The organism is Salinimicrobium gaetbulicola (assembly GCF_042676025.1).
Lineage (GTDB): Bacteria > Bacteroidota > Bacteroidia > Flavobacteriales > Flavobacteriaceae > Salinimicrobium > Salinimicrobium gaetbulicola.
The window spans coordinates 121,309-142,378 of record NZ_JBHTJP010000002.1 but is presented as its reverse complement, the minus strand read 5'-3'; the positions used below and the strand labels follow the sequence as shown (position 1 = coordinate 142,378).

14 protein-coding genes and 1 tRNA gene are annotated in these 21,070 nt (G+C 41.6%); 7 read left to right on the top strand and 8 right to left on the bottom strand.

Features of this window, described 5'->3' with window-relative positions; genetic code table 11:
- Positions 1-8: 8 nt before the first annotated feature.
- Positions 9-650 carry a DUF4290 domain-containing protein gene (locus ACFQ1G_RS00655; protein ID WP_380736298.1) on the bottom strand — a complete coding sequence of 214 codons (642 nt, stop codon included), beginning with the start codon at positions 648-650 and terminating at the stop codon, positions 9-11.
- Positions 651-774: 124 nt separating this feature from the next.
- Positions 775-1,068: a DUF493 family protein gene (locus ACFQ1G_RS00650; protein WP_380736297.1), complete on the bottom strand. Its 294-nt coding sequence runs from the start codon at positions 1,066-1,068 to the stop codon at positions 775-777.
- Between the two features lie 83 nt (positions 1,069-1,151).
- Here ACFQ1G_RS00650 and ACFQ1G_RS00645 point away from each other — a divergent pair, with 83 nt between their 5' ends.
- The 5 genes from ACFQ1G_RS00645 (at position 1,152) to ACFQ1G_RS00625 (ending at position 5,687) form a co-directional block, all read left to right on the top strand.
- The gene (locus tag ACFQ1G_RS00645; protein WP_380736296.1) at positions 1,152-1,688 is read left to right on the top strand and encodes an AAA family ATPase; all 537 of its coding nucleotides are present in this window, start codon (positions 1,152-1,154) and stop codon (positions 1,686-1,688) included.
- On the top strand, positions 1,672-3,585 hold the full coding sequence (locus ACFQ1G_RS00640) for a RecQ family ATP-dependent DNA helicase (protein ID WP_380736295.1): 1,914 nt from the start codon (positions 1,672-1,674) through the stop codon (positions 3,583-3,585). The genes ACFQ1G_RS00645 and ACFQ1G_RS00640 overlap by 17 nt, the downstream gene beginning before the upstream one ends.
- Positions 3,582-4,529 carry a methionyl-tRNA formyltransferase gene (gene fmt, locus ACFQ1G_RS00635; RefSeq protein WP_380736294.1) on the top strand — a complete coding sequence of 316 codons (948 nt, stop codon included), beginning with the start codon at positions 3,582-3,584 and terminating at the stop codon, positions 4,527-4,529. The genes ACFQ1G_RS00640 and fmt overlap by 4 nt, the downstream gene beginning before the upstream one ends.
- A 143-nt stretch (positions 4,530-4,672) precedes the next feature.
- Positions 4,673-4,987 carry an HU family DNA-binding protein gene (locus tag ACFQ1G_RS00630; RefSeq protein ID WP_380736372.1) on the top strand — a complete coding sequence of 105 codons (315 nt, stop codon included), beginning with the start codon at positions 4,673-4,675 and terminating at the stop codon, positions 4,985-4,987.
- Positions 4,988-5,126: 139 nt separating this feature from the next.
- Positions 5,127-5,687 carry a YqgE/AlgH family protein gene (locus ACFQ1G_RS00625; RefSeq protein WP_380736293.1) on the top strand — a complete coding sequence of 187 codons (561 nt, stop codon included), beginning with the start codon at positions 5,127-5,129 and terminating at the stop codon, positions 5,685-5,687.
- Here ACFQ1G_RS00625 and ACFQ1G_RS00620 read toward each other — a convergent pair.
- Positions 5,684-6,529, bottom strand: a complete 846-nt coding sequence (locus ACFQ1G_RS00620; RefSeq protein ID WP_380736292.1) for an aminotransferase class IV — start codon at positions 6,527-6,529, stop codon at positions 5,684-5,686. The two genes, ACFQ1G_RS00625 and ACFQ1G_RS00620, sit on opposite strands and share 4 nt — an antisense overlap.
- 51 nt (positions 6,530-6,580) lie before the next feature.
- Positions 6,581-6,967: an START-like domain-containing protein gene (locus ACFQ1G_RS00615; RefSeq protein ID WP_380736291.1), complete on the bottom strand. Its 387-nt coding sequence runs from the start codon at positions 6,965-6,967 to the stop codon at positions 6,581-6,583.
- Between the two features lie 157 nt (positions 6,968-7,124).
- On the opposite strand from ACFQ1G_RS00615, the gene ACFQ1G_RS00610 reads away from it, so the two are divergent.
- Both ACFQ1G_RS00610 and ACFQ1G_RS00605 read left to right on the top strand, forming a co-directional pair.
- Positions 7,125-7,198 (top strand) — tRNA-Met (locus ACFQ1G_RS00610).
- 362 nt (positions 7,199-7,560) lie between these two features.
- On the top strand, positions 7,561-8,598 hold the full coding sequence (locus tag ACFQ1G_RS00605) for a DUF4365 domain-containing protein (protein WP_380736290.1): 1,038 nt from the start codon (positions 7,561-7,563) through the stop codon (positions 8,596-8,598).
- Between the two features lie 972 nt (positions 8,599-9,570).
- Here ACFQ1G_RS00605 and ACFQ1G_RS00600 read toward each other — a convergent pair.
- The 4 genes from ACFQ1G_RS00600 to ACFQ1G_RS00585 all read right to left on the bottom strand — a co-directional run bounded on the left by ACFQ1G_RS00600 (position 9,571) and on the right by ACFQ1G_RS00585 (position 21,040).
- Complete coding sequence (locus tag ACFQ1G_RS00600) at positions 9,571-10,293, bottom strand: hypothetical protein (RefSeq protein WP_380736289.1); 723 nt, start codon at positions 10,291-10,293, stop codon at positions 9,571-9,573.
- A gap of 11 nt (positions 10,294-10,304) precedes the next feature.
- Positions 10,305-10,550: a hypothetical protein gene (locus tag ACFQ1G_RS00595; protein WP_380736288.1), complete on the bottom strand. Its 246-nt coding sequence runs from the start codon at positions 10,548-10,550 to the stop codon at positions 10,305-10,307.
- 380 nt (positions 10,551-10,930) lie between these two features.
- Positions 10,931-11,533 carry a hypothetical protein gene (locus ACFQ1G_RS00590; protein WP_380736287.1) on the bottom strand — a complete coding sequence of 201 codons (603 nt, stop codon included), beginning with the start codon at positions 11,531-11,533 and terminating at the stop codon, positions 10,931-10,933.
- Between the two features lie 3 nt (positions 11,534-11,536).
- Positions 11,537-21,040, bottom strand: coding sequence for a SpvB/TcaC N-terminal domain-containing protein (locus ACFQ1G_RS00585; protein ID WP_380736286.1), 9,504 nt, complete (start codon positions 21,038-21,040; stop codon positions 11,537-11,539).
- Positions 21,041-21,070 lie beyond the last annotated feature (30 nt).

Sequence of the window (21,070 nt, the reverse complement as noted above, 5' to 3'; positions counted from 1 at the left end):
TCTAAAATTTAATGGCGTTTACGGCTTCTGGTGCGGTGTGTTTTTTTGGAAGGCTTTTTATTCGAAGAATATTTCTTGTTGCCTCTAAGAAGGTCTGACGCTTCACTAAGATCTTCCTCAGTGTGCTTAATATCTATCCTTCCGCCGCTAAGCTCTCTTAAATGATTAAAAATAACCTTATCGTCAACAGTATCTTTGTTCCAGTTGAGATATGATTTTTTCATGTGGTTGGCGATGGTAAAAACCAGACCCTCTTTTTGAGGACCATCTTCCCATTTGTTCGCCTCATCGATCATTCTTTTGATGTTGTTCCCGTAGAACCTGTACTTCGGAAAGTTTTGAGGATAGTTCATCCTGTCAGGCCTTTCAGCCAGCATCTCTCTTGAAGGTTTCGGAAACGGACTCTCCACATCGAGTTTGAAGTCACTGATTATAAATAACTGGTCCCAAAGCTTATGCTGAAAATCGGGCACATCCCTAAGATGCGGGTTCATATTACCCATTACAGCGATAATGGCCTTGGCCACGCGGTTTCTTTCTTTATCATCCTCCAGTTCAACGGCGTATTCCACCATTTTCTGAATATGTCTTCCATACTCAGGAATGATCAATTTGCTCCTTTCAGAGTTGTATTCTAATTCGTTTGTCAAAATGCTATTTATATAGGGTGATAATATACTGCAGAAGTATAACGCCTGCAAAATAATAAAAATATATTCAGGAATTTCAGGCAATTCCAATTATTTTGAAACTTAAAGCCTTTTTAAACAGTCTCTATAGAGAGATCACCCCTTCAATTTTCTCACCTACTTCTATGTATTTAGCGATCACAGCGTCTGGATCGGCCATGCGTACGTTCACCGAAACACTGGTATACTTACCGTTCCTGGATTGTTTGGTTTTTATAACCGCCCCCATATTGTCAAAAATTTCCTCCACCCCTTTGATCTTCGCGTCCTGGGTAGGCACGATGAATTTATACAGGTAGATAGTTGGCCACATGGCGGTGTCCTGTAACTGGGATTTTAATTTTTTATAGAATTCTTCGGGATCTTTTTCTAAACTCATAATTTTCCTTTCTTCAAATCGGTTACAAAGATACATTTATCGTTCCATTTTTTAAATCAAATCCAAATCCCGAAATTTGCCGGGTGAAGACCAGAAAAATTGTAATTACGGGTGGCCCGGGAACAGGAAAAACTTCTGTGATCCAGGCTTTGGAAGAAAGCGGATACTTTTGTTTCCATGAAGTCTCGAGAGCCATCATTCAGAAGGCCCAGAAAGAGGGAATTGATCAATTATTCCTCAAAGAGCCCTTGCTCTTCAGTGAGATGTTGCTAGAAGGCCGAATCAATCAACATAAAGAAGCAGAAAATGTTGAGGCCAACCTCGTATTTCTGGACCGCGGTGTGCCCGATGTGGTGGCTTATATGAACTACTTCGGAAATGAATATCCTCCGGTCTTTAACAGGGTTTGCAAGGAATATTTATATGACGAGATCTTCCTTTTACCTCCCTGGAAAGAGATCTACACTTCAGATAACGAGAGATACGAATCTTATGAGCAGGCGGTTGAAATTCACGATCACCTGGCTCAAAGCTATAGCTCCCACGGGTATCGCCCGGTGGAAGTACCCTGCGGCCCGGTAGATGACCGCGTTTCATTTATCCTTGACCGACTTGTCTGATCCTGAAGAAATACTAAAAAAATACTGGGGATTTTCCTCCTTCCGCCCGCTGCAGAAGGAGATCATTGAGAACGTACTCCTGGAGAAGGATGTTCTCGCGCTGCTGCCAACAGGTGGTGGTAAGTCTTTATGTTTCCAGATACCTGCCCTGGCCAAACCCGGAATCTGTATAGTGGTTTCCCCGCTTATCGCGCTCATGGAAGATCAGGTGAACGCCTTGCAGGCGAAAGGCATTAAAGCCATGGCACTCACCGGCGGAACTTCCTTTTCTGAAGTGGATACCATGCTGGATAATTGCATCTACGGAAATTACAAGTTCCTTTACCTCTCTCCCGAGCGCCTGCAACAGGAACTGGTACAGGAACGGATAAAGCAGATGCCTGTGAACCTCATCGCCATTGATGAAGCTCACTGTATCTCACAATGGGGCCACGACTTCAGGCCTGCTTACCGAAATATTTCGCTGCTAAGAAACCTGAAGCCTGAAGTACCTTTTATAGGACTCACCGCTACGGCCACTAAAAAGGTGGTGAAGGATATGGCAGAGCAACTGGAACTAAAGGAACCTTTGATCCTTCAGAAATCCTTTCACCGGGACAACCTGGCTTATATTGTAAAGGAAGCCCAGGACAAGAACTATTACCTGGAGCAACTTTTAAAGGAACATGATGAATCGGCGATTATCTATGTTCGCAGCAGGAAAGCCACTATAGAGCTGGCAGACTTTCTTCGGAAAAAAGGCATTTCAGCGAGCTCTTTTCACGGCGGACTTCAGAAAAAAGAGAAATCACAGCGCCTTCAAAGCTGGCTTCAGAACAAAGACCGAGTCATGGTCGCGACCAACGCTTTTGGAATGGGCATTGACAAGCCAGATGTTCGCAGCGTGGTTCACATGAACCTGCCCGAAAGCCTGGAAAGTTATTTCCAGGAAGCAGGAAGGGCCGGCCGGGACAGGAAGCCTGCAAAGGCCGTCATCCTCACCAATCAAAGTGACATTCCCCTGCTAAAAAACCAGTTTTTGAATACCCTTCCTTCCGTGGAATTCGTGAAGCTGGTCTATAAAAAACTGCTCAGCTATTTCAGGATCGCTTATGGCGAAGGAGAAGGCACCGAGCATCATCTGAACTTTTACGAGTTCTGCCAGTTTTATGAACTGAACGTGTTGCAGGCTTACAACGCCGTACAACTTTTGGACAGAGCCAGTGTACTGAATGTCTCAGAACAGTTTCAGAAGAAGACTAGGATACAATTTATGGTTTCCGGAAAGCAATTAGGCTTTTACCTGGAAGCAAATCCGCAATTCGAGGCGGTGACAAAATCTATCCTGCGCACCTACGGAGGGGTTTTTGAAAGCCCCGTGGAGATAAACCTGGAGATCATCATTAATAAGGCGGGCACTAACCGACAGGAAGCGGTTCGCCTGCTGCAGCAATTAAAAAAGGAAGGCCTCGCTGAATTCGAGCACGACCAGCATGACACAAGGATTACCTTTTTGGTGCCCCGGGAAGATGAAACCACCATCAATCCGCTTATTCCTTATATTAAACTTCAATTAAGCTCAAAAAAGGAAAAAATAGACAGCGTTCTTGATTATGTGGCTAATACTAAGGACTGCAAAAGTGAACAGCTACTGCGCTATTTTGGGGAGACCGAAACTTCTCCCTGCGGAATTTGTTCGGTGTGTAAGGCTTCCGAAGTAAAACTCACGCGGGAAGAAATGAAAAAGATCTATTTTAAGATCATCGGGCTGCTGGAACTGGGCGAACAAACTTCGAGGGAGCTCACAGAAAAACTGGAATTCCCCGAAGAACACGTGCTGCACATACTCAGAATCCTGGTAGAAAAAGAAGCATTGGCGTTAACCGCCACTAAAAAATATAAACTAAAGCACTTATGAGAAAGTTACGAATCGTATTCATGGGCACGCCAGATTTTGCCGTACACACGCTGAAGAGCATCGTGGAGGCGGGCTATGACGTAGTGGGGGTGATCACCGCGCCCGATAGGCCGGCCGGAAGGGGTCGTAAACTGAATGAATCGGCGGTGAAGAAATATGCCGCAGAGCAAGGCTTAAACATTCTGCAACCCACTAATCTTAAGTCTGAAGATTTTCTAAAGGAACTTAAAGACCTCAACGCGAACCTACAGGTGGTGGTCGCTTTCAGGATGTTACCCGAGGTGGTCTGGAAAATGCCGGAATTCGGAACTTTTAACCTGCACGCTTCCCTCCTTCCGCAATATCGAGGGGCAGCACCAATCAACTGGGCGGTGATGAACGGCGAGACCGAAACCGGGGTTTCCACCTTCTTTATAGACGAGAAAATAGATACGGGAGAAATGATCTTCCAGGAGAAAGTTCACATAGACCCGGCAGAGAACGCGGGCAGCCTTCATGACAAGTTAATGATTACGGGAGCCCAGTTAGTAATAAAGACCCTGCAGGCCATAGAAGAAGGTCCTGTAAAGACCATTTCCCAGAAGGAAGCCGGAGATCTTAAGAGCGCTCACAAACTCACCAAAGAGAACACCCGAATTGACTGGAGCCGTCCTATGGATGACACCTATAACTTCATTCGCGGACTTAGTCCCTACCCTTCTGCCTGGACCATGCTCACCAATGGGAATGACGAGGTGATGATGAAGATCTACGAAACTGAAAAGGAACCCAGCGAAACAAGAGAAGAAACCGGAAGCATTATTCAGGAGGACAAAAATGTTAAAATTTCGATGCCGGGAGGTTATTTGGTGTTGAAGGAAGTACAGCTTCCCGGAAAAAGAAAAATGGCCGTAAAAGACCTATTGAACGGATATAATTTTTTCCCGAACGCAAAAGTTCGCTAAACCCTTATAAACGCTGAAAAAGTCGTATCTTCGAAAAAATCAACCAAGGTTATCAACAATTTACCGAAGTTATTAACAATATATTGCATTTCCCTTGCTATTACTTGCATGGCAAAGATTTCCATATAAATTTGTAAGAGCAAATTAATAAAAGTTTAACCAACAACTATTTAAAAACTCGAATTATGAACAAGACAGATTTAATCGATGCAATGGCTGAGAACGCCGGAATTTCTAAGGCTGCTGCTAAAAAAGCTTTAGAGTCTTTTCTTGAAAACGTAGAGAAATCTCTTAAAAAAGGAGATCGCGTTTCTTTAGTAGGTTTCGGATCATGGTCAGTATCTAAAAGAGCTGCCAGAGAAGGAAGAAACCCTCAAACAGGTAAAACTATCAAGATTGCTGCTAAAAACGTAGTGAAGTTCAAAGCGGGTGCTGATTTACAGAAAGCTGTAAACTAGTTCTTATCTAAAAGCTAACAAAATATTAAACTCTCCCAATTGGGAGAGTTTTTTTGTTAAATAAAGAGAAGTGTCATTTGCCCCTCAAAAATTATTTTTTAGCTTTAGAAGAAAGATTCGCTAAATTCAAGGATACATTATGACTACACTCAAACCTGCCAAAGGTCATCTTCTAGTTGCAGAGCCTTCTATCACAGGAGATCTTTCTTTTAATAGATCAGTAGTTCTGCTTGCAGATCATACAGAGAACGGATCGATAGGTTTTATCCTTAATAAAGTGCTGGATTTTTCTCTGAAAGATCTGATCCCCGATATCAAAGGTAACTTTAGGGTATATAACGGAGGGCCTGTAGAACAAGATAACCTTTATTTCATTCATAAGGTGCCAGACCTGATCCCTGACAGCATTGAGATCGCCAGCGGAATTTACTGGGGCGGTAACTTTGACATAGTGAAAGGCCTCATCAGCGAGGACCTGCTTACCGAGAACGAAATTAAATTCTTCCTGGGCTATTCAGGATGGGATTGCGAGCAGCTCAATGAGGAATTGGAAGCACATTCCTGGGTAGTGACCGAAAATAAAGAGAGTAAGGATATATTAAACAGGCATCCAAGAACCTTCTGGAAGGATAAAATGATGCAGCTGGGCGGGAATTATGTAATCTGGTCTAATGCACCCGAAAACCCTTCTTACAACTAGCTCAATCTCGCCAGCACGTTCAATTTGGTGAGCAACTCTTTTGCCACCGCTGTCCCAAACTCTTTTTTCCGGTATTTATGGATCGGTTGAATACCTACGATCACGTTCGTGATGAACATCTCATCTGCCTTTTGCAGTTCAAAAGGGGAAATTGACTCCTCTACAAGAGTATAATCCGGTAATTTCTTTACGATCTCCAGGATCTTTCCTCTCAAAATACCTTTTAAACAGCCGTCTGTAAGCGGCGGTGTTTTGATCACCTTATCCTTTACCAGGAACAAGTTCCCGTTCAGGGCTTCGATCACACTTTTATTCTCGTTAAGCAACAGGCAATTCGAGTAATCATTCTCTTTGGCGTAGATACTTCCCAGCACGTTCACGGCCTTGTTATTGGTCTTGACGGTAGAAAGCAGGCCGCTGTTCACGTAATGGTCCTTAAACAGTTCCACCTCATAGAAATCCTCGTTCATCAGGTAGAAAGGACTGGAAAGTTCTTCGGCAGTGATAACATAGCCCACGTCATTGGTCTGCGGACTGTAGAAACCACCTTCCTTACGGAAAACGGAAAAACGAACCCTTGCCGGAGCATCAGAAAGTCCGTTCGCTTCCAGCAGGTCCTTTATTTCCTGCTCCACAAATTCGGGAGAGAAGCTCGATGGGATCTCCATTCGCATGATCCTCATGGAAGCCATGAGGCGGAAGTAATGATCTTCCCAGAACATGATCTTTCCGTTGATGGCACGAATGGTTTCAAAGACAGCGTCACCATAAGCATACCCGCGGTTGGAAACCGAAAGGCTGGCATCTGTATTAGCGACAATATTTCCGTTCAAATTAGTCATAAAAAAAGCCCGTTTAGGAACGGGCAAAGGTACTATTTCTTAAAGGAATTTTTAAACAGATCCCAATACTTGTTTTAAATCAGAGATCATGTTCTCCCACAGCATCTTTCCTTCATCCACTTCGTCTTCTTCCGCAAAGTCGGTCACCATGATAGAAACATCCTTGGTGATATCGTCTACCTGTATGCGAAGTTCAAAGTAATAAGGGGTATCCTCATCGGCCACCCAGCGAAATTTCACGCGTTCCCCGTTCTTTTTACTAAGCAGTTTGGCTTGCTCCTCGCTGCCCTCCCAGATGAAGGTAAACATTTCACCACGCGAATTCACGTTATCTGCATACCATTCGCTTAGGCCCGAAGGAGTTGCTATATAGTTGTATAGTAAAGATGGGGAAGCCTGGATTGGAAATTCCATTTCATACTTTATCTTATCGTCCATTCTTCGGTTTTTGTTAGTTTCGGGCAATATAATTATTAATTGCAAACCAGAAAAAAAAATCAAAATTAATATTTTAGAAAAGAATGTTTGCGACAAGGTAAATTGTTTTTATATTTGCACCCGCTAAAGAGAACCACAGGCTGGTTTGACGGCAAATGGCGAGGTAGCTCAGTTGGTTAGAGCGTCGGATTCATAACCCGGAGGTCACGAGTTCAAATCTCGTTCTCGCTACTTTTTCATCATAAGCCCCTGATAATCAGGGGCTTATGTCGTTTTTAGGCAAAATACTGTCACAGTATTGTCACATGTAAAGCATTCTTATCCAGACAATTACATTATCCCGCAAAGTGCTCGCTACTTGTTCCAAATTCCGTGAAAAATAAATGATTGGAAAGAGTAAATAACGATCCAAATGACCCCATAAAAAGAGTCAAATTTCTAGTCATTATTTTACATTTCTTAACTCCGTATTTGTAAATACAGATTCACAACCAAAAGCGAAATTTTAAACCTTTTTGTAAGAATTTTATTATAAAAAGGTATATATGTATCTTAGGCACAGAAACCCCCTACTCATTTTACTAATAGTGATTATGAGATATAATTCTAAAGAGCGTTTAGGAATTAATGCAACTGAATCAATCTTTCTTAAAGAATTCAATTGGATTTTTAGAGAGCAACCAATAGTAGATGTTGGAATAGATGCTTTAGTTGAACAAGTAAATAATGGGAGTCCTCAGGGAAAATTCTTAGCGTTACAAATAAAATCAGGTGAAGGAAACTTTAGAATAACTGCAGATAAATTGATCTATTATTTATCCAATGTTCATTATAATTATTGGACAAATTTTGATTTACCTGTCATTTTAGTTGGTCATATCCCAGAAGAGGATAAGACATATTGGGAGGAGTTGAGTATTAAAAAAATAAAAAAAACCAATAAAAGTTGGAAACTGGAGATTTCAAAAAGAAATCTCTTAAACCAAAAAGCAAAACCATTTCTTCAAAACCTTTTAACTTCAAAAACAAAAGACTCTCATTCTCTCAAAATTTTCCAGGGTGAAAATATTGATAATGAAACCATTTTTGAATTAGATTCTAAACTGGACTGTATAGGAGATGCAAATGAATCTACAGAGAGAACCGTGGAATTGCTATATGATTTGACCGCAAAAATCGTTTCAAGCCACGAAAGAATTGTAGAACATACAAATAAAGGTGACACCATAAACTCCCCTCAAGTAAACAATACATTAAAAAAGCTTTCTAAGGATATAAATATTTCCGCAAGAAGACTGGAAAATGAAATATTGATTTACTCCGGAACAATTGCAGAAGGGATTTATGCATATGAACAAGCAATAATTATACACTTTTTTATTACTAAAAATCCAATTAACCTACAAGAGCATTTAGAAAGTTTGCAATTTCTTCCCACTGCGATTGATGGAGCAATTTCGGGAATACAATTTATGAGATCTAGCTTTGATAATATTCCTGGTAATCATGCCGATTTAAAAGTGGCAAGAAAAAATATGATTAAGGTAATTGACCTAATAATTAATGAATATGAGGTTTCAAAAAATCTAATTGAAAGTTTAATCGAAAAGATCAACCTGAGAATGAACTAAAGTATGGTACTCGCTACCAACTCCTTGTAAAGCCAATAAAATTGGGGCTTTCAATGATTTTCATCCTGAAACTGTCACAAAATTGTCACACACTTAATTTAAGGCTTAAAAACAAAGAGCTCATATACAAGTGATTACATTTTTAAAGATTGAAAAAAGGAATTGTTTAATTCATTCTTTAAATGGTCATTAGAAAAATGATTCAAAGACAAATTATCGCTCCAAAACTCTTAGTAATGGAAAGCCAAAAACGTATTATTTGCTAATAATTTGGGATCATCATGTCCCGTAATATCCTGGGAGCCCCCGGTATAGTTGGGATCATCGAAGATGTGACGTCACAGTATTGTCACAAAACCCCATATTTAGTGAAGAAAACATTACCTTTAAGTACTGATATGCAGAAAGTTAGATTTTGCGAAAAATTGGTAGTTAGTCTCGTTCTCGCTACACACAAGAAGCCACTATTTATGGTCGATAACACCAAAATAGTGGCTTCTTTTTTTACGCAAAATTTAAGTTCTACACTGAGTTCTACACAAATCTTATATAAATCCCACACCGGCATGGGATCTCATTTAAATGTTCCTATTTACCCAAAAATCTTGAAAAAGAAATTATAAAATTTAAAGATGAAGAGGCGTGAATGATCTCAGTTAAGCTGTAAAAAAAATAAATCAACTGTATACGCTAAGCTGAAACTAAATGGTAAAAATAAAATCCGCTGCGGGGGCCTCCGAATCCACTATTTGTCTACCAGCCTAAAAAATCCCAAACCGAAGGAATGCGCAACTATAATTGCAGGACTGGATCCTTTAGGGAAAGGCATAATTTAACTCTCCGACTCCACCTATGCCTGTTCCCTGACAATAAGAAAACCTACGATTTTGAAAGGTATTTAAAAACAGGCTAAGGGGCTGCTTTTAGAAATAAGGTTATTGTTATTGACAAAATTCGTAGCTTCCCATTTTTTTACCATTCTTCTATTGGCTTCACATAAATAGATTTGTCAAAATACAATCTCCTTTCAATCCTAATACTATCCTCATTATAATAATATTCTATTAAAGCCCCTCGTATTTTTTTGTTTCCGGGAGTTTCATAAGTTAAGATAAAGTCTACTAATCTATCAGTTGGAACCTCCTCAGGTATTTCAGGATGCGGAATCCCGTCATTGTCTAAGCTCGGAAAAGTATCAGTTCTTATCTTGCTTATATTCGAAAAATCATCATTTAATTTATCGGTATCATAAGGAAGAATAACTTCGACATCTGAGCTGTTATAAAACTTTGAATTTAAATAGAACTGAAACCTGGCCGGCTGATCAACATTTATACTATCCTTTAAATTATATTCAAAAAAATTGCTCTTTTCAAAGAGAGTATCATTATGCCTATTAATTATCCAAAATTGATTAACATATGACCTATTGTCAACATCCATGTATTCTACTATACTGTCATATTGTGGCTTTATAAATCTCCATTTATTTATCCTAAATTTTCGATTCTCCTTTCTAACTTTCCCAGTACTTATTAAATCCCCTTGTTCATTATAATTTGAAACAATACAAGTATTTTGAGAACATTCAATTTCTTGATTATTTAATTTTACAGTAGGAAGTGAATTATTTTTTTTACAGCTACCAACCATGATCATAACCATGATTAATAACCCAGTACTCTTTAGGTTCATTGATTTGCTTGTTAATTCACTTTCCGGTAGATATAAGCTTCATTAAATTCAAAATTAGATCTGACCCACTTTCCATTATTCCAGTCACTCATAAAAAGATGTACTAATTTATCATCCTTTATTTCCACTTTGTATAATTTCCTTTCCGCCCTGTGTATAGAAGAATCTGGAAGATCTTTATCATAGATACCTCCCTTTTCATCAAGCATTAAAAACCCGTCTTCGAAATAATAATTTCCAAAATACTCATCCTGCATTTCACAACTTAAAAAGGTAAAAGTGCTGTCAGTTTTGAATTCATAAATATTTATACAAGCTTCTGCTATTTTACACTCCCACTTTGTTCCTTTTAATCCAACTCCTTCCTTTTCCTGAGCGTTACAGCAGAGGAAAAGAATGGAGCAAAATAAGATTCCTACAAGATTTCTGATGATTCTATGATCTCATAATTATTCATGATAGGAAACCCACGGTAATTTTGCATATTCTACGAATAATTTTTGTTTCTCAGAATTATAGTCAATAATTATAAATCTGTACTCATCTTGATCATTATTTTACATCTGTTGAGCTCCATATTTCCGACTTTGAAGTATTTATGTTTTCAAGCTAAGAAACTCACGAGATATAATTACCGTTATTTAATAGACAGCGAAAAAAGCTTATTATTAAAATTATTCTCACAAACAAAATACTCTCCTTCTTTTAAAGCATCTATAAATGTCATAAAAGAGTTCAACAATTGAAAACCATATATTCGTTCTCCGGATGTACTGAAAATTAAATAATTCCCAATAACATGGCTATGAGACATCAATGCAATAGGATAATCTTCACTCCTATCATAATTTAAATTGAGTTCTTCAGAAATCTCATCAATATTGTAGATTTCAGAATAAAACAAAAGAGTTAAGAAAAAAGTATTTCCTTTAAAATCTCTTATTTCAATTGTTAGTTTTTTTTTGAGTTTGTCTTTTTCTTTTGAAATGACAAACATTAACTTCTTATTATTTGCTTTAAATCGCAGATTTTTAATTTTAAAAATTTCAGAATTATCACAAATGCTAATATTTTCAATTTGGACATCCTTACTTTGAATCTCGATTAAAATTGGATTTTTTGTACTCTTTATAATTTCAGAATAATATTTTTTCTCTTTGCGGATATGTAAATTTATATCATTAGCAAACGATTTGGTTGTTAATAATATGATGGCAAAAAAGTAAATAGCTGTTTTCATAATTTATTTTTCTTTAGGAATACTCCAATCATTATAATTTTCCCTTCTATTGTTTGAATTTCTCATATTTTTATTAACAAATTGACTAGCTTTAATTTCTTCCGTTTTCCTATCAGTCACTAACCCCTTTGCAATTCTTTCAGCGTGATAAAATTCATGCATCATGATGGTATTCTTGTTATTCTTATAATCTTTATCCTCTTTTAAATTCGATTTAAAATCCAAATTTAAATAGGAATCATCTCCTACACCTTTTGTTTGGTGATTCTTAGGCATGTTTTTTTCATAATTCGACATTGCTTCATAGTATGCTGTAATTTCATCTTCATTTCTATTAAGAAAATCAGGTACATTTGGAAGTGTTGTAGTATTCTCATCTTTATAATCCGTTAATGCTTTGGGTTTAGTTGAGGAGCCCTCTATACTTCCAGATTTGTTCGAAATAATTATTTCCTTATCTGTTTGCTTTAAAAATTTAATTGTACTCCTAACCTCCTTATTACCAAAAACGCTTTGAAAAAAAACTCTCAACTTAATACCTAAATTAAATAAGACACTATTTTCTTCTGCGTACACTAGCTTTCTTCCATCAGGATCAATATATTTTAATGGATTATTAGCCACATATGCATACGGTGAAACATCGGGATATTTTTGGGCCAAAGGATCCACACTCTGCCACACGCTGGTCCTGGCATCGTAATATCTCGCACCGTAGTAGTACAGCCCGGTTTCCTCATCCAGCTCCTTGCCGTTGAACAAATAAGGAGTACGGTCGGTATTGCTGTGCTCTTCGAGAAAGGTCTCTCCAAAAGCGAAGTATTCCACGTGCTGGGATACTTCCCCATTGGCATCGGTAATATACGAAGAACTGCCCAGATGGTCGGGATGATAATAGTAGACAAAAGCCTCAACATCCTTTCCATTCCCGCCGGAACCGGTATTAGGCCCGGAGCCCGCGGAAGGCTTGCCTCCGGGGTTGTGTCCGTTGAGCAATCCCCAGGCATAGCCGCTTGGGGTCTGGCCACTGTTGCCGGCAAAGACGGTCACATCAAGACCAAGGTCGGCATACAGCTTTATGATACTGGCCTTGGACTGTTTTTGCTTATTGGCGTAATCGATCTTTCGGGTATCAGTACCTCCCGCCAGTTCCTGTAAGAGACCATCGCTGCTTTCGGCGAGCTTGGTAGTCACCCTTTGCGATCCGATATAAAAATGCTTGGTGATCATGCTGTTGCGCACCACCACATACGGGTTCACATAGATGGTATAATTACCAATACTTCCCTGCCCTCCGGCATTTTTACCGTTCACCCGTACATTTTGACCGCCGCCGTGGCTTTTTAATACGCGTTCACCCGCGGCATCATACACGTAATTATTGATCTCACCGTTATCGGCAATTCCTTTGATGCGGTTTTCCTCGTCCCAGATGATCTCCCGTTCCTGCCCGCTGGTATCATGGGTCCAGCCGGTCTGGTTCCCGTTGGCATCATAGGTATAGGTTTGTTCCCCTATGTGCACCGGCGCGTGTGGCTGGGATTCACCATATTCGTAATCAAAGGTGTAGGTGGTTTTGTTTCTCGGGCTCCACTCTGTCTCGTCATAGCCCTTGAACCGGTGTACCTGCTCTTTCTTCACGATACTGTGAACACTGTTGTATCTCATCTTCAGGCTGTAGCGGTTCTCGTGGTCACTGCCCAGGTGACTACCGGTCGCGCCGGTCAACCTGTACAAGTCGTCATACTCGTAATTATAATCGGTCTGCCCGCCCATCAGATTGCTTTCAGGGATCTCCGCCTTGTTCTGCAGCCGCAGGATGTTGTTCACGTTATCATAGGTATACACATTGTCCATCATCTTACGGTCGCTCGCAGTCTCCGCAATAAGGTTTTTTAAACGACGACGGTCCGGCTCGTACTCATAAAAGGTTTCCGTACCGTTTCCGTACCCCAGATAAACCCGTTGTTCGAATTTGTCGTACCCCAGTTGCTTCACATAGCTGTAGTCCGTACCCTGCTTTTTCCCGCCAAAGCTGTGAAGGAGTCCGCCCAAATTATAATTATACTCCAGGGTTTCTTTATCGGGATAGATCATTTTGGTAATCCTGTTCCAGGTATCGTATTCCCATTCGGTTGAAAAAGTAAGGATCTCCCCGTCAGGCACTACTATGGTGCGGATGTTCTTTGTCACCGCCCCCAGCTGGTTGTAAAAGAATTCCTGTGCGCCGGTAGCGTCTTCCTGCAGCACCATGCGGCCCGCCCTGTAATGCTTGGCCCCGGGCTCCCCATAGGTGTAGGTTACATTATTCTGCGGGTTCTCGGGGTACTTGATATGGATAAGGCGTCCATAATCATACTCGTAGGTAATAGCTTTTTTGATGGCAGCCAGGTTCGCCGTTACCTTTTTGGTCATATTACCGGAAAGGTCATATTCAAAAGTAGTGGTGCCGGCATTCGGTTGCACAACTTCGGTTCTGCGGCCCAACCAGTCGTAAGTTGATTTGGTAAGGTTATCCTGGTCATCTTTCACCTCTATTAATTCATTAATGGCATTAAAGCTGAAGCTGGTCCAGATATCAGAGCCCTGACTGTACTGTGACAATACGGCGGTATTAAGGCCCCGGACATTGGTAAAGCTCTCTTTCCAGATGCCGTTGGCATCGGTGACCTTGGTACTGAACTGTGTATTGCCGTCACGATCGGTTCCAAACCCGTATTCCGTTTTAGTAACTGCGTTATCGGGCAGGGTAACGGTCAGGGTTCTGTCCATCACATCGTAAGTGGTTTTCGTAGGAGGTACATCATCTTCACCTTCAATAAAAGACCCTTCATCTCCCTTTTTCCCCTCTACCGGGTAATAGCTTTCTACAGTCCTGCCGAAGGCATCAAAGACAGTACGGCCCGAGACGATCATGATCTCAGTATCTGCACTTGACGGCCCCGTGAATTTAGCTCCGTCCTTTTTTACCTGCAGGCTTCGTTTAAGGCCGTCCATGAAGGTAACCGTTTCCAGGTCGTTGTCCTTATGCGCGGGGTCGTAATGCCTGGTCGAGGCCCAGGGCACCTCTGCCTCCGGATGGTATTCGAAGACAATGGTATAAGGCACTCCCATTGCAAGCTCCATTGGCCCGGTTACCTTAGTGATACGGCCCAGATCATCGATCTCAAAACGCATCTGCTGTTCGTTCAGGTCGGTTGTCTGCAAGACCTGCCCAAAACGGTAATCATACTCAGAAGAGGAACTGTAACCATAGGCATCGGTAATACCGGTAGTATAGGTATGCACCTCGGGATCATAGGTATATTCAAAGAACATGCGGTCTCCTTCGGCATTTTCGGGACGGGTGATCTTAGTAAGATTTCCGTACATGTCATATTCCATGTCAAAGGTAGCTGCTTTGCCGTCCTCCAGGTATTGTCTTATCTGAATGATGTTCCCGGTACCGGCATCGATATCGGTGGCGCGTTTCCGAAGGGTTTCTCCCCCGCCGCTTACCGTAATTTGCTTGGGTACTCCTATCAAATGTTTACCCGGATAGCTGTGATAGCTGATGTTGGAAACTATATCATCACTGTCATCATCGGGTTCTCCGTAATCGGTATAGGAAGTGACATTCCCATATACATCATATTCAAAAGCGGTGCGGGTACTTTTCCCGGGTGAACTGTTACCCTCGTAAAAATTCTTCAGCGTTTCGGTCAGTGCCGGAAAGGCCATTCCCGTGTCATTTTTTGCATATGAATCATCCAATACGGCACCGGTCTGTACGTCTTTTAAGGTATAAGTATTAATGGTTTCGGTATACAGGTTTTCATCGGCATCCTGAAGGACCTCCCGAAGCAGCACGCCTTTTTCATAGTAATTACCGGTATCGAATTCCTGCACCACGGTTCTGTATACTTCATTCTCGTTTTCGGTATCCAGCTGGTGGCTCTTCACGGTTTTAAATCCGTAGAAATCCCTTTCGTGCCGATCGTAATAACCTTCTTCATATTCGAAGCTGCTGGCCATGGTATCGGCTCCGTCGCCTTCCACTCCGTCATGAACCTCAACTTTTGAAAGAGCCCAAAGATCACTGGGCTGCCCATAGGTGTTCCCGGTCCTTTTGTAATCTACCGTAAACGTAGCTCTCAAAGGTCGCTTCACTTCTTTTAACAGGTTAGTACGGCCAATAGTAGATCGCTGCACCACCAGTTCATCAGCCTTATTGGACTTCAGCACATCAGGGAAACCGTCACCGTCGATATCACTGATCTGTTGCCAGGACCTGCTGACTCCCTGACCGGCAGCTGCACTGGGATTAACACACATTTTCACCGTAATAATCGGAATGACAAAGCAATATGAAAAAGCCGCATTTACTGATTCCCCGGTGGAGACCCCTTTATTTATGGCCTCCGCCCCCAGCCAGTTTATTTCCCTTGCAAAGCCATTTCCTGTATTAAGGTTCACCTTTAGAATACCTGGACTGACCAAATTCGTTTTCTCACGACGCAGTATATCCACTAATCCGTCCCCGTTAATATCCTGTAAAGCAACATCAGACTTGTTATCTGTTCGCGACAGGGAAATTCCTGCAGAAAAGCTTCCGTTATTTAGGTTTATTCCTAAACCACCGCCCTGATCCACGCTCGATCCGCTACCTACCTGGCTGTAACCCCATTGTTCTTTAGGAGCAAAGCTGTATCCAAGGTTGAGTTCCACTTCTCCTCCCTGGTACACTTTATCGGGTAATCCGTCTCCGTTGACATCCATCCAGGAATTTTTGACCTCATCGTCGTTCTCCGCAAAATTGGCACTGATACCAATGGAGGATTGCGCATCTTTACCGGCTTCATCGGTGTTGGTACTGGCTTCGGCTTGCTGGCTGTCCCCTGTATTATTTCCTTTGGCTCTTACATAAGAGCCGCCCAGGGTAAATCCTTCAGCTTCAAATTCAGATCTGTGATTACCCGCAGTATACAATTTTGCTTCATTATCCAATCCTCCCCGAGGGGTTGTATACTGAATGTAATCCTCTGTAACTATATCAGGATAACTGTCCCCGTTCATATCCATAAAATCAGAAATGCTTTCAGAAGAACCCCAGCTTTTACTGGCGCTTGCATTGGCCGGGCCAACACCACCACCCAGTGCTACACTATTCACTTCACTTTTACTGAATTTCACAATTCCAACAGCACCATAACTGTGAGAATTATCCCCGTTAAAAGGTGAAAACAGACGAATATCGTCCTCTCCCAATCTGGAAGCGCTCATGGAAGCAGCCTTTATATAGGTGAGATTGTCATAACCACGCCATTGATCCTCTGCAGAAGGTACAAACGGGATGAAATTATCTTTGGTGGGATCATAACCACCATTAAGGTCATCCGGATTTTGAATTTCCTCCGGGTCTAATCCTTCCAATTCCTCTTTATTGATTTGAAGTTCACTTTCATTTATAGGCTGGTTAGCACGTTCACGATTTCCGTTGTACCCGAACTGTCCCCATCCTCTGTACAAAGGTCCCAGATCAGGGTTCTCATTCACCGCATAAAGGCCGGCACTAATGGTATCAGACTCGGCACCACTTTGGTAGGCTATAATGGCACGGGCATCCCGGTTATATTTTGCCAGGTCTATGCTGGCTGTATGATACTCTACAAATAAACGATCTCCTTCAGCTACCGGAACTACAACAGGACTTACCACAGAATCGGAAACTGCTCCGTAAATTACCGTCATTTTATTCTTGCCTACTAATTCATTGACCTTCTTCACTGAAAAATTGATCTTCCCGGAATAATTCTGGTCCGCCTTAAAATGCGGTGTAATAGAAAGAGTGTCCTCCTTTTGAGCTTCAAAAACAGTAGTTTTGTGATATTCGGAAGCATACATGGAATAATGAACTACAGGAGAAAACTCAATTAGATGGGCTCCTTTCTCGCCGATCACTTTCGGATAATCGGGATCGGAGGAGGAGGTGTAATACATACTTGGCTGCCAATGAATGACTGGCCAGTCGATATTGGAATCAGAAAGTACTTCAAAGATGAAGGTATCTCCCTTTGCCACCTCTTTAGAAAAACTGATTTCCTCATTAACTGTTTCGGCCGCCGGAAATGTCAGTTCCTTGACAGCAGCCCCGGTAGAATGGTTGAATACCCTAACTGTCAGGTCATCTGATGTCACGGGTTTCACAAATGTACCTTCAAAATTGACTGAACCGTCAATTGGCGCCTCCACATATTGCTTTGCAGTAACCACGTAATCTTCTTCGGCATTAAACCGGTACAACGGCCTATTATTGGCGTCTGATTCTAAGTCGGTATGATTTCTATAAGTAATTGTAGGATTCCAGGAGACCTCGTCATTTGTTCCGTCAAAAACAGATTGTACCCGGAAGTATATTTTTTCGCCTTTTTTGATCGAGATGGAACTGAGTCCGGTAGGTGTTTTTGACGTATGATCATCGGCTGCGATGGTCGAATTCCATAATTCGGTACCATTATGCTGAACGGCTACCCGCACCCCGTCGGCCGTACCTGAAGGATTCAGAGGAGCCATCAGGTTCACCTGGCCGGTGACATCTATCGTCCCGTCATATGGAGCCTGCCATACCCTGACCACATCATGAAGCGGAAACTGATCTATCTTTTTTTCCAGTTCATCCGGATCCACTTGAAAAGTACTGGTATCTATGCCGGCTTCCGCAAGAATATAGCTTGGGGTATCCTTACTGCTCCTGGTAAACACGGGACTGCCGTCTTCATCCAAATGGTTGAAATATACCGTCCCTTTAGAAACTATATCGATCAGCCTGTCACCATTGACATCTGAAAAATAAACTTCTTCTTTGGTCTCTGTTTGTGAATTATCATACCCAATAAATCCAACTGGGGGATGAGCCTCCAATCCTTTATTAAAGGTGCCGGTTTTCGATTTTGAAAAGTCACTTATTCCGGTTATTGGCAATTCTTCTCCGAAGACCGGTTTACCGTTAGGACCAGATAAATTCATTCGGTATACTAATTTACTTCCTTGCTTAAACACTTTATCGGGAAGGTTATCCCCATTGATATCGACTAAAGCCAGCATCCCCTCACTTTCGGAATGGGTATAACCTAATTTGGCTCCCATGGTGAGAAGTTTACCCACTTTTCCGGGTAGTCCGGCAGTAACAGCCAAGCCTACTGTTTCATTGCTTGATTTGGTTCCACTGAGTGTGGAAGCATCGTCATTAAATCCAGGTATGGGATTAATAAATTCCCCGCGCACATCATCCCTTTGAGGATTCCAGGTTTCTACCGAAGTATATGGCGTATAACCTTCACCAGACTTTACATCATCGTAATACTCAAATTCGTGGCTGTTAAATTCAGTTCCTTTGGCATCATATTGGGTGATCTTTTCCAACAGCGTTTTAAAGAAGGCTCCCTGCCTGTAGGTAAGTTCGTAGCTTCGTATATTTTTCCCGTTATAGCGCACCTCTATTTTCCGTAAGAGATCGGCAGTCACCTGCTTAAAACCATAACGCGCGTTAATGCTCACGTCGGCACGTTTGGCTTCGCCAAGTTGCCTGTCCCGGGTAAAGAGCACCTCGTATTTTCCTTCCTCGCTTCCGTGACCGGTATACGTTATTCTGCTTACATAGAGATTATAACCCGGCACGGTACCACCTTTCAAACCGGTATCCTGAACCTTGACATGCTGATAACTTACAAAATTGTCATTCAGATCCCTGATTTCTACCAGGGCCCAGTGAGCTATATTTCCGTCAGTATCTTTTAATACCGAGGTTTCTACTATACCCTTGCCAGGAGTCCCTCCATAGAAATATTTTGTACCCGATTTACTGGTTACCTCCCACCAGTGATTGTAAGGCTTATCGCCGTGTCGGATAATTTTCTTAAATCCCCCTTCTACCCTGGGGTAGAATTGTTTTTCGGCGGATCTGGCAACAGGTTCTCCGCGGTGAGCGATGGGTGCCAGCTGCTCTCCGCTCATGCTGTAGGTTTCGGTCTCCACATCTTCAAGATAACGAGGAACTCCCCAACGGGTATCCACAGTAATTGACGGAGTAGCTAAATTCCAGCCTAAGCCCAGCCAGTCATTGCCTCCACCGCTGTTGTATTGAACGGCCAACTGAGGTTGCAGTCCCTGACGGCCGGCCGGCAATTCGATGGGGTACTGCATATTCGCAGATCCCATGCTATTAGCGCTCGGAGGGTTAATGGTGTTCACGGCAGCGGCAGGATTGGCCGCTTTAATATCGCTCATGGAAGTTGGCACAAAGCCTGCTGTTTCAGGTGATTCGGGAACTTTAATGATCCCATTGATCATATCAGTAAAATGAGTGGTTTGTGAAAGAATTTGGTTCTTTTCAGGGTTTAGACTATCCTTTTTAAGAGCTACCCAATTCTTTACTTCCTCGTCAAAATAATAGGTTTTAATATCATCTACCGTATACCCATCAGGGATCTTGTCCAGGTCATATTCCAGTGCAATGGTCGCTTCCTTGTCAAACTTTGTCCCGTGCGGAAGAAATCGGAAACCACTATGGGTTTTTGTTACATTTACCATAGTTCCCTCAAGAGCTGGAATGTCAACCTCCCTTAAGGCGGTAATGGATATTTGTTCTTTTACAGGTAAGGCCTGCAACGGAATACTGATAGAGGCTTGCTGCAAGGCAAGATTAAAAGCTTCTGAAGGCAGATAGCTCTTCTCCATTTTTATCAGCTTATAACCGGCGATAGAATTTTGGATATCAGCTTCAACCGGCTTTTTAAATGAAAGCTTTTTGGTAATCACTTCGCCATCAGAAAAAACAACTTTAACTTCAGATTCCCAGGATCCTTTACCTGAAGGTTTCTGAACTAAAGATTCAAATTCAGAGAATTGAGAAGATACCTCTACCCCATCCACATATATCCTTGCTTCATTACTACCTTTACCTTCAACAAAACCTTTCAGATATCCGAAGCCATTCAAATATTCTTCAGGATGTGACCTATTAATCACCAAATCCCTCTGAGCTTCACCACTTTTTTCGATTTTTATCCCCAGGTTTTTAATGCGATAACTGTAGGCAGCATTTTCAGGTAAGGTAAATCTGATTATATTTTCACCCTTTTTCAACCATGTGCCTTTTAGTTGTTCACTTTGATTTTGCCAACCATCATTCAGGGTCACAAAATGTCCTCCCACAGCCAATTGATCATTGATACTTCTAGAAATACCCGTATGATCACATACCCCATATAACTCATATGTTAACCATACTTCATCATTTTCGGCCGGGGCTTCATCCAGTACTATAGTGAAAACATTATCTGAAGGACTATCAATAGGGTGATCCTTGTCAACACCGATAATTCCTTCTTTTAACTCTGCCCCATAATAACGAGCAGCTTCTTTTGAGGTTATATCTTTTTTAGGGATAAATTCACTCTTAGTAGAACTGGCAAAAAATGCCAGGCTTATCAATAAGAACAGAGACAGACTAAGTAGTTTTTTATTCATTTTAGTAGGTAATTGGTTGGGGTAGTTATT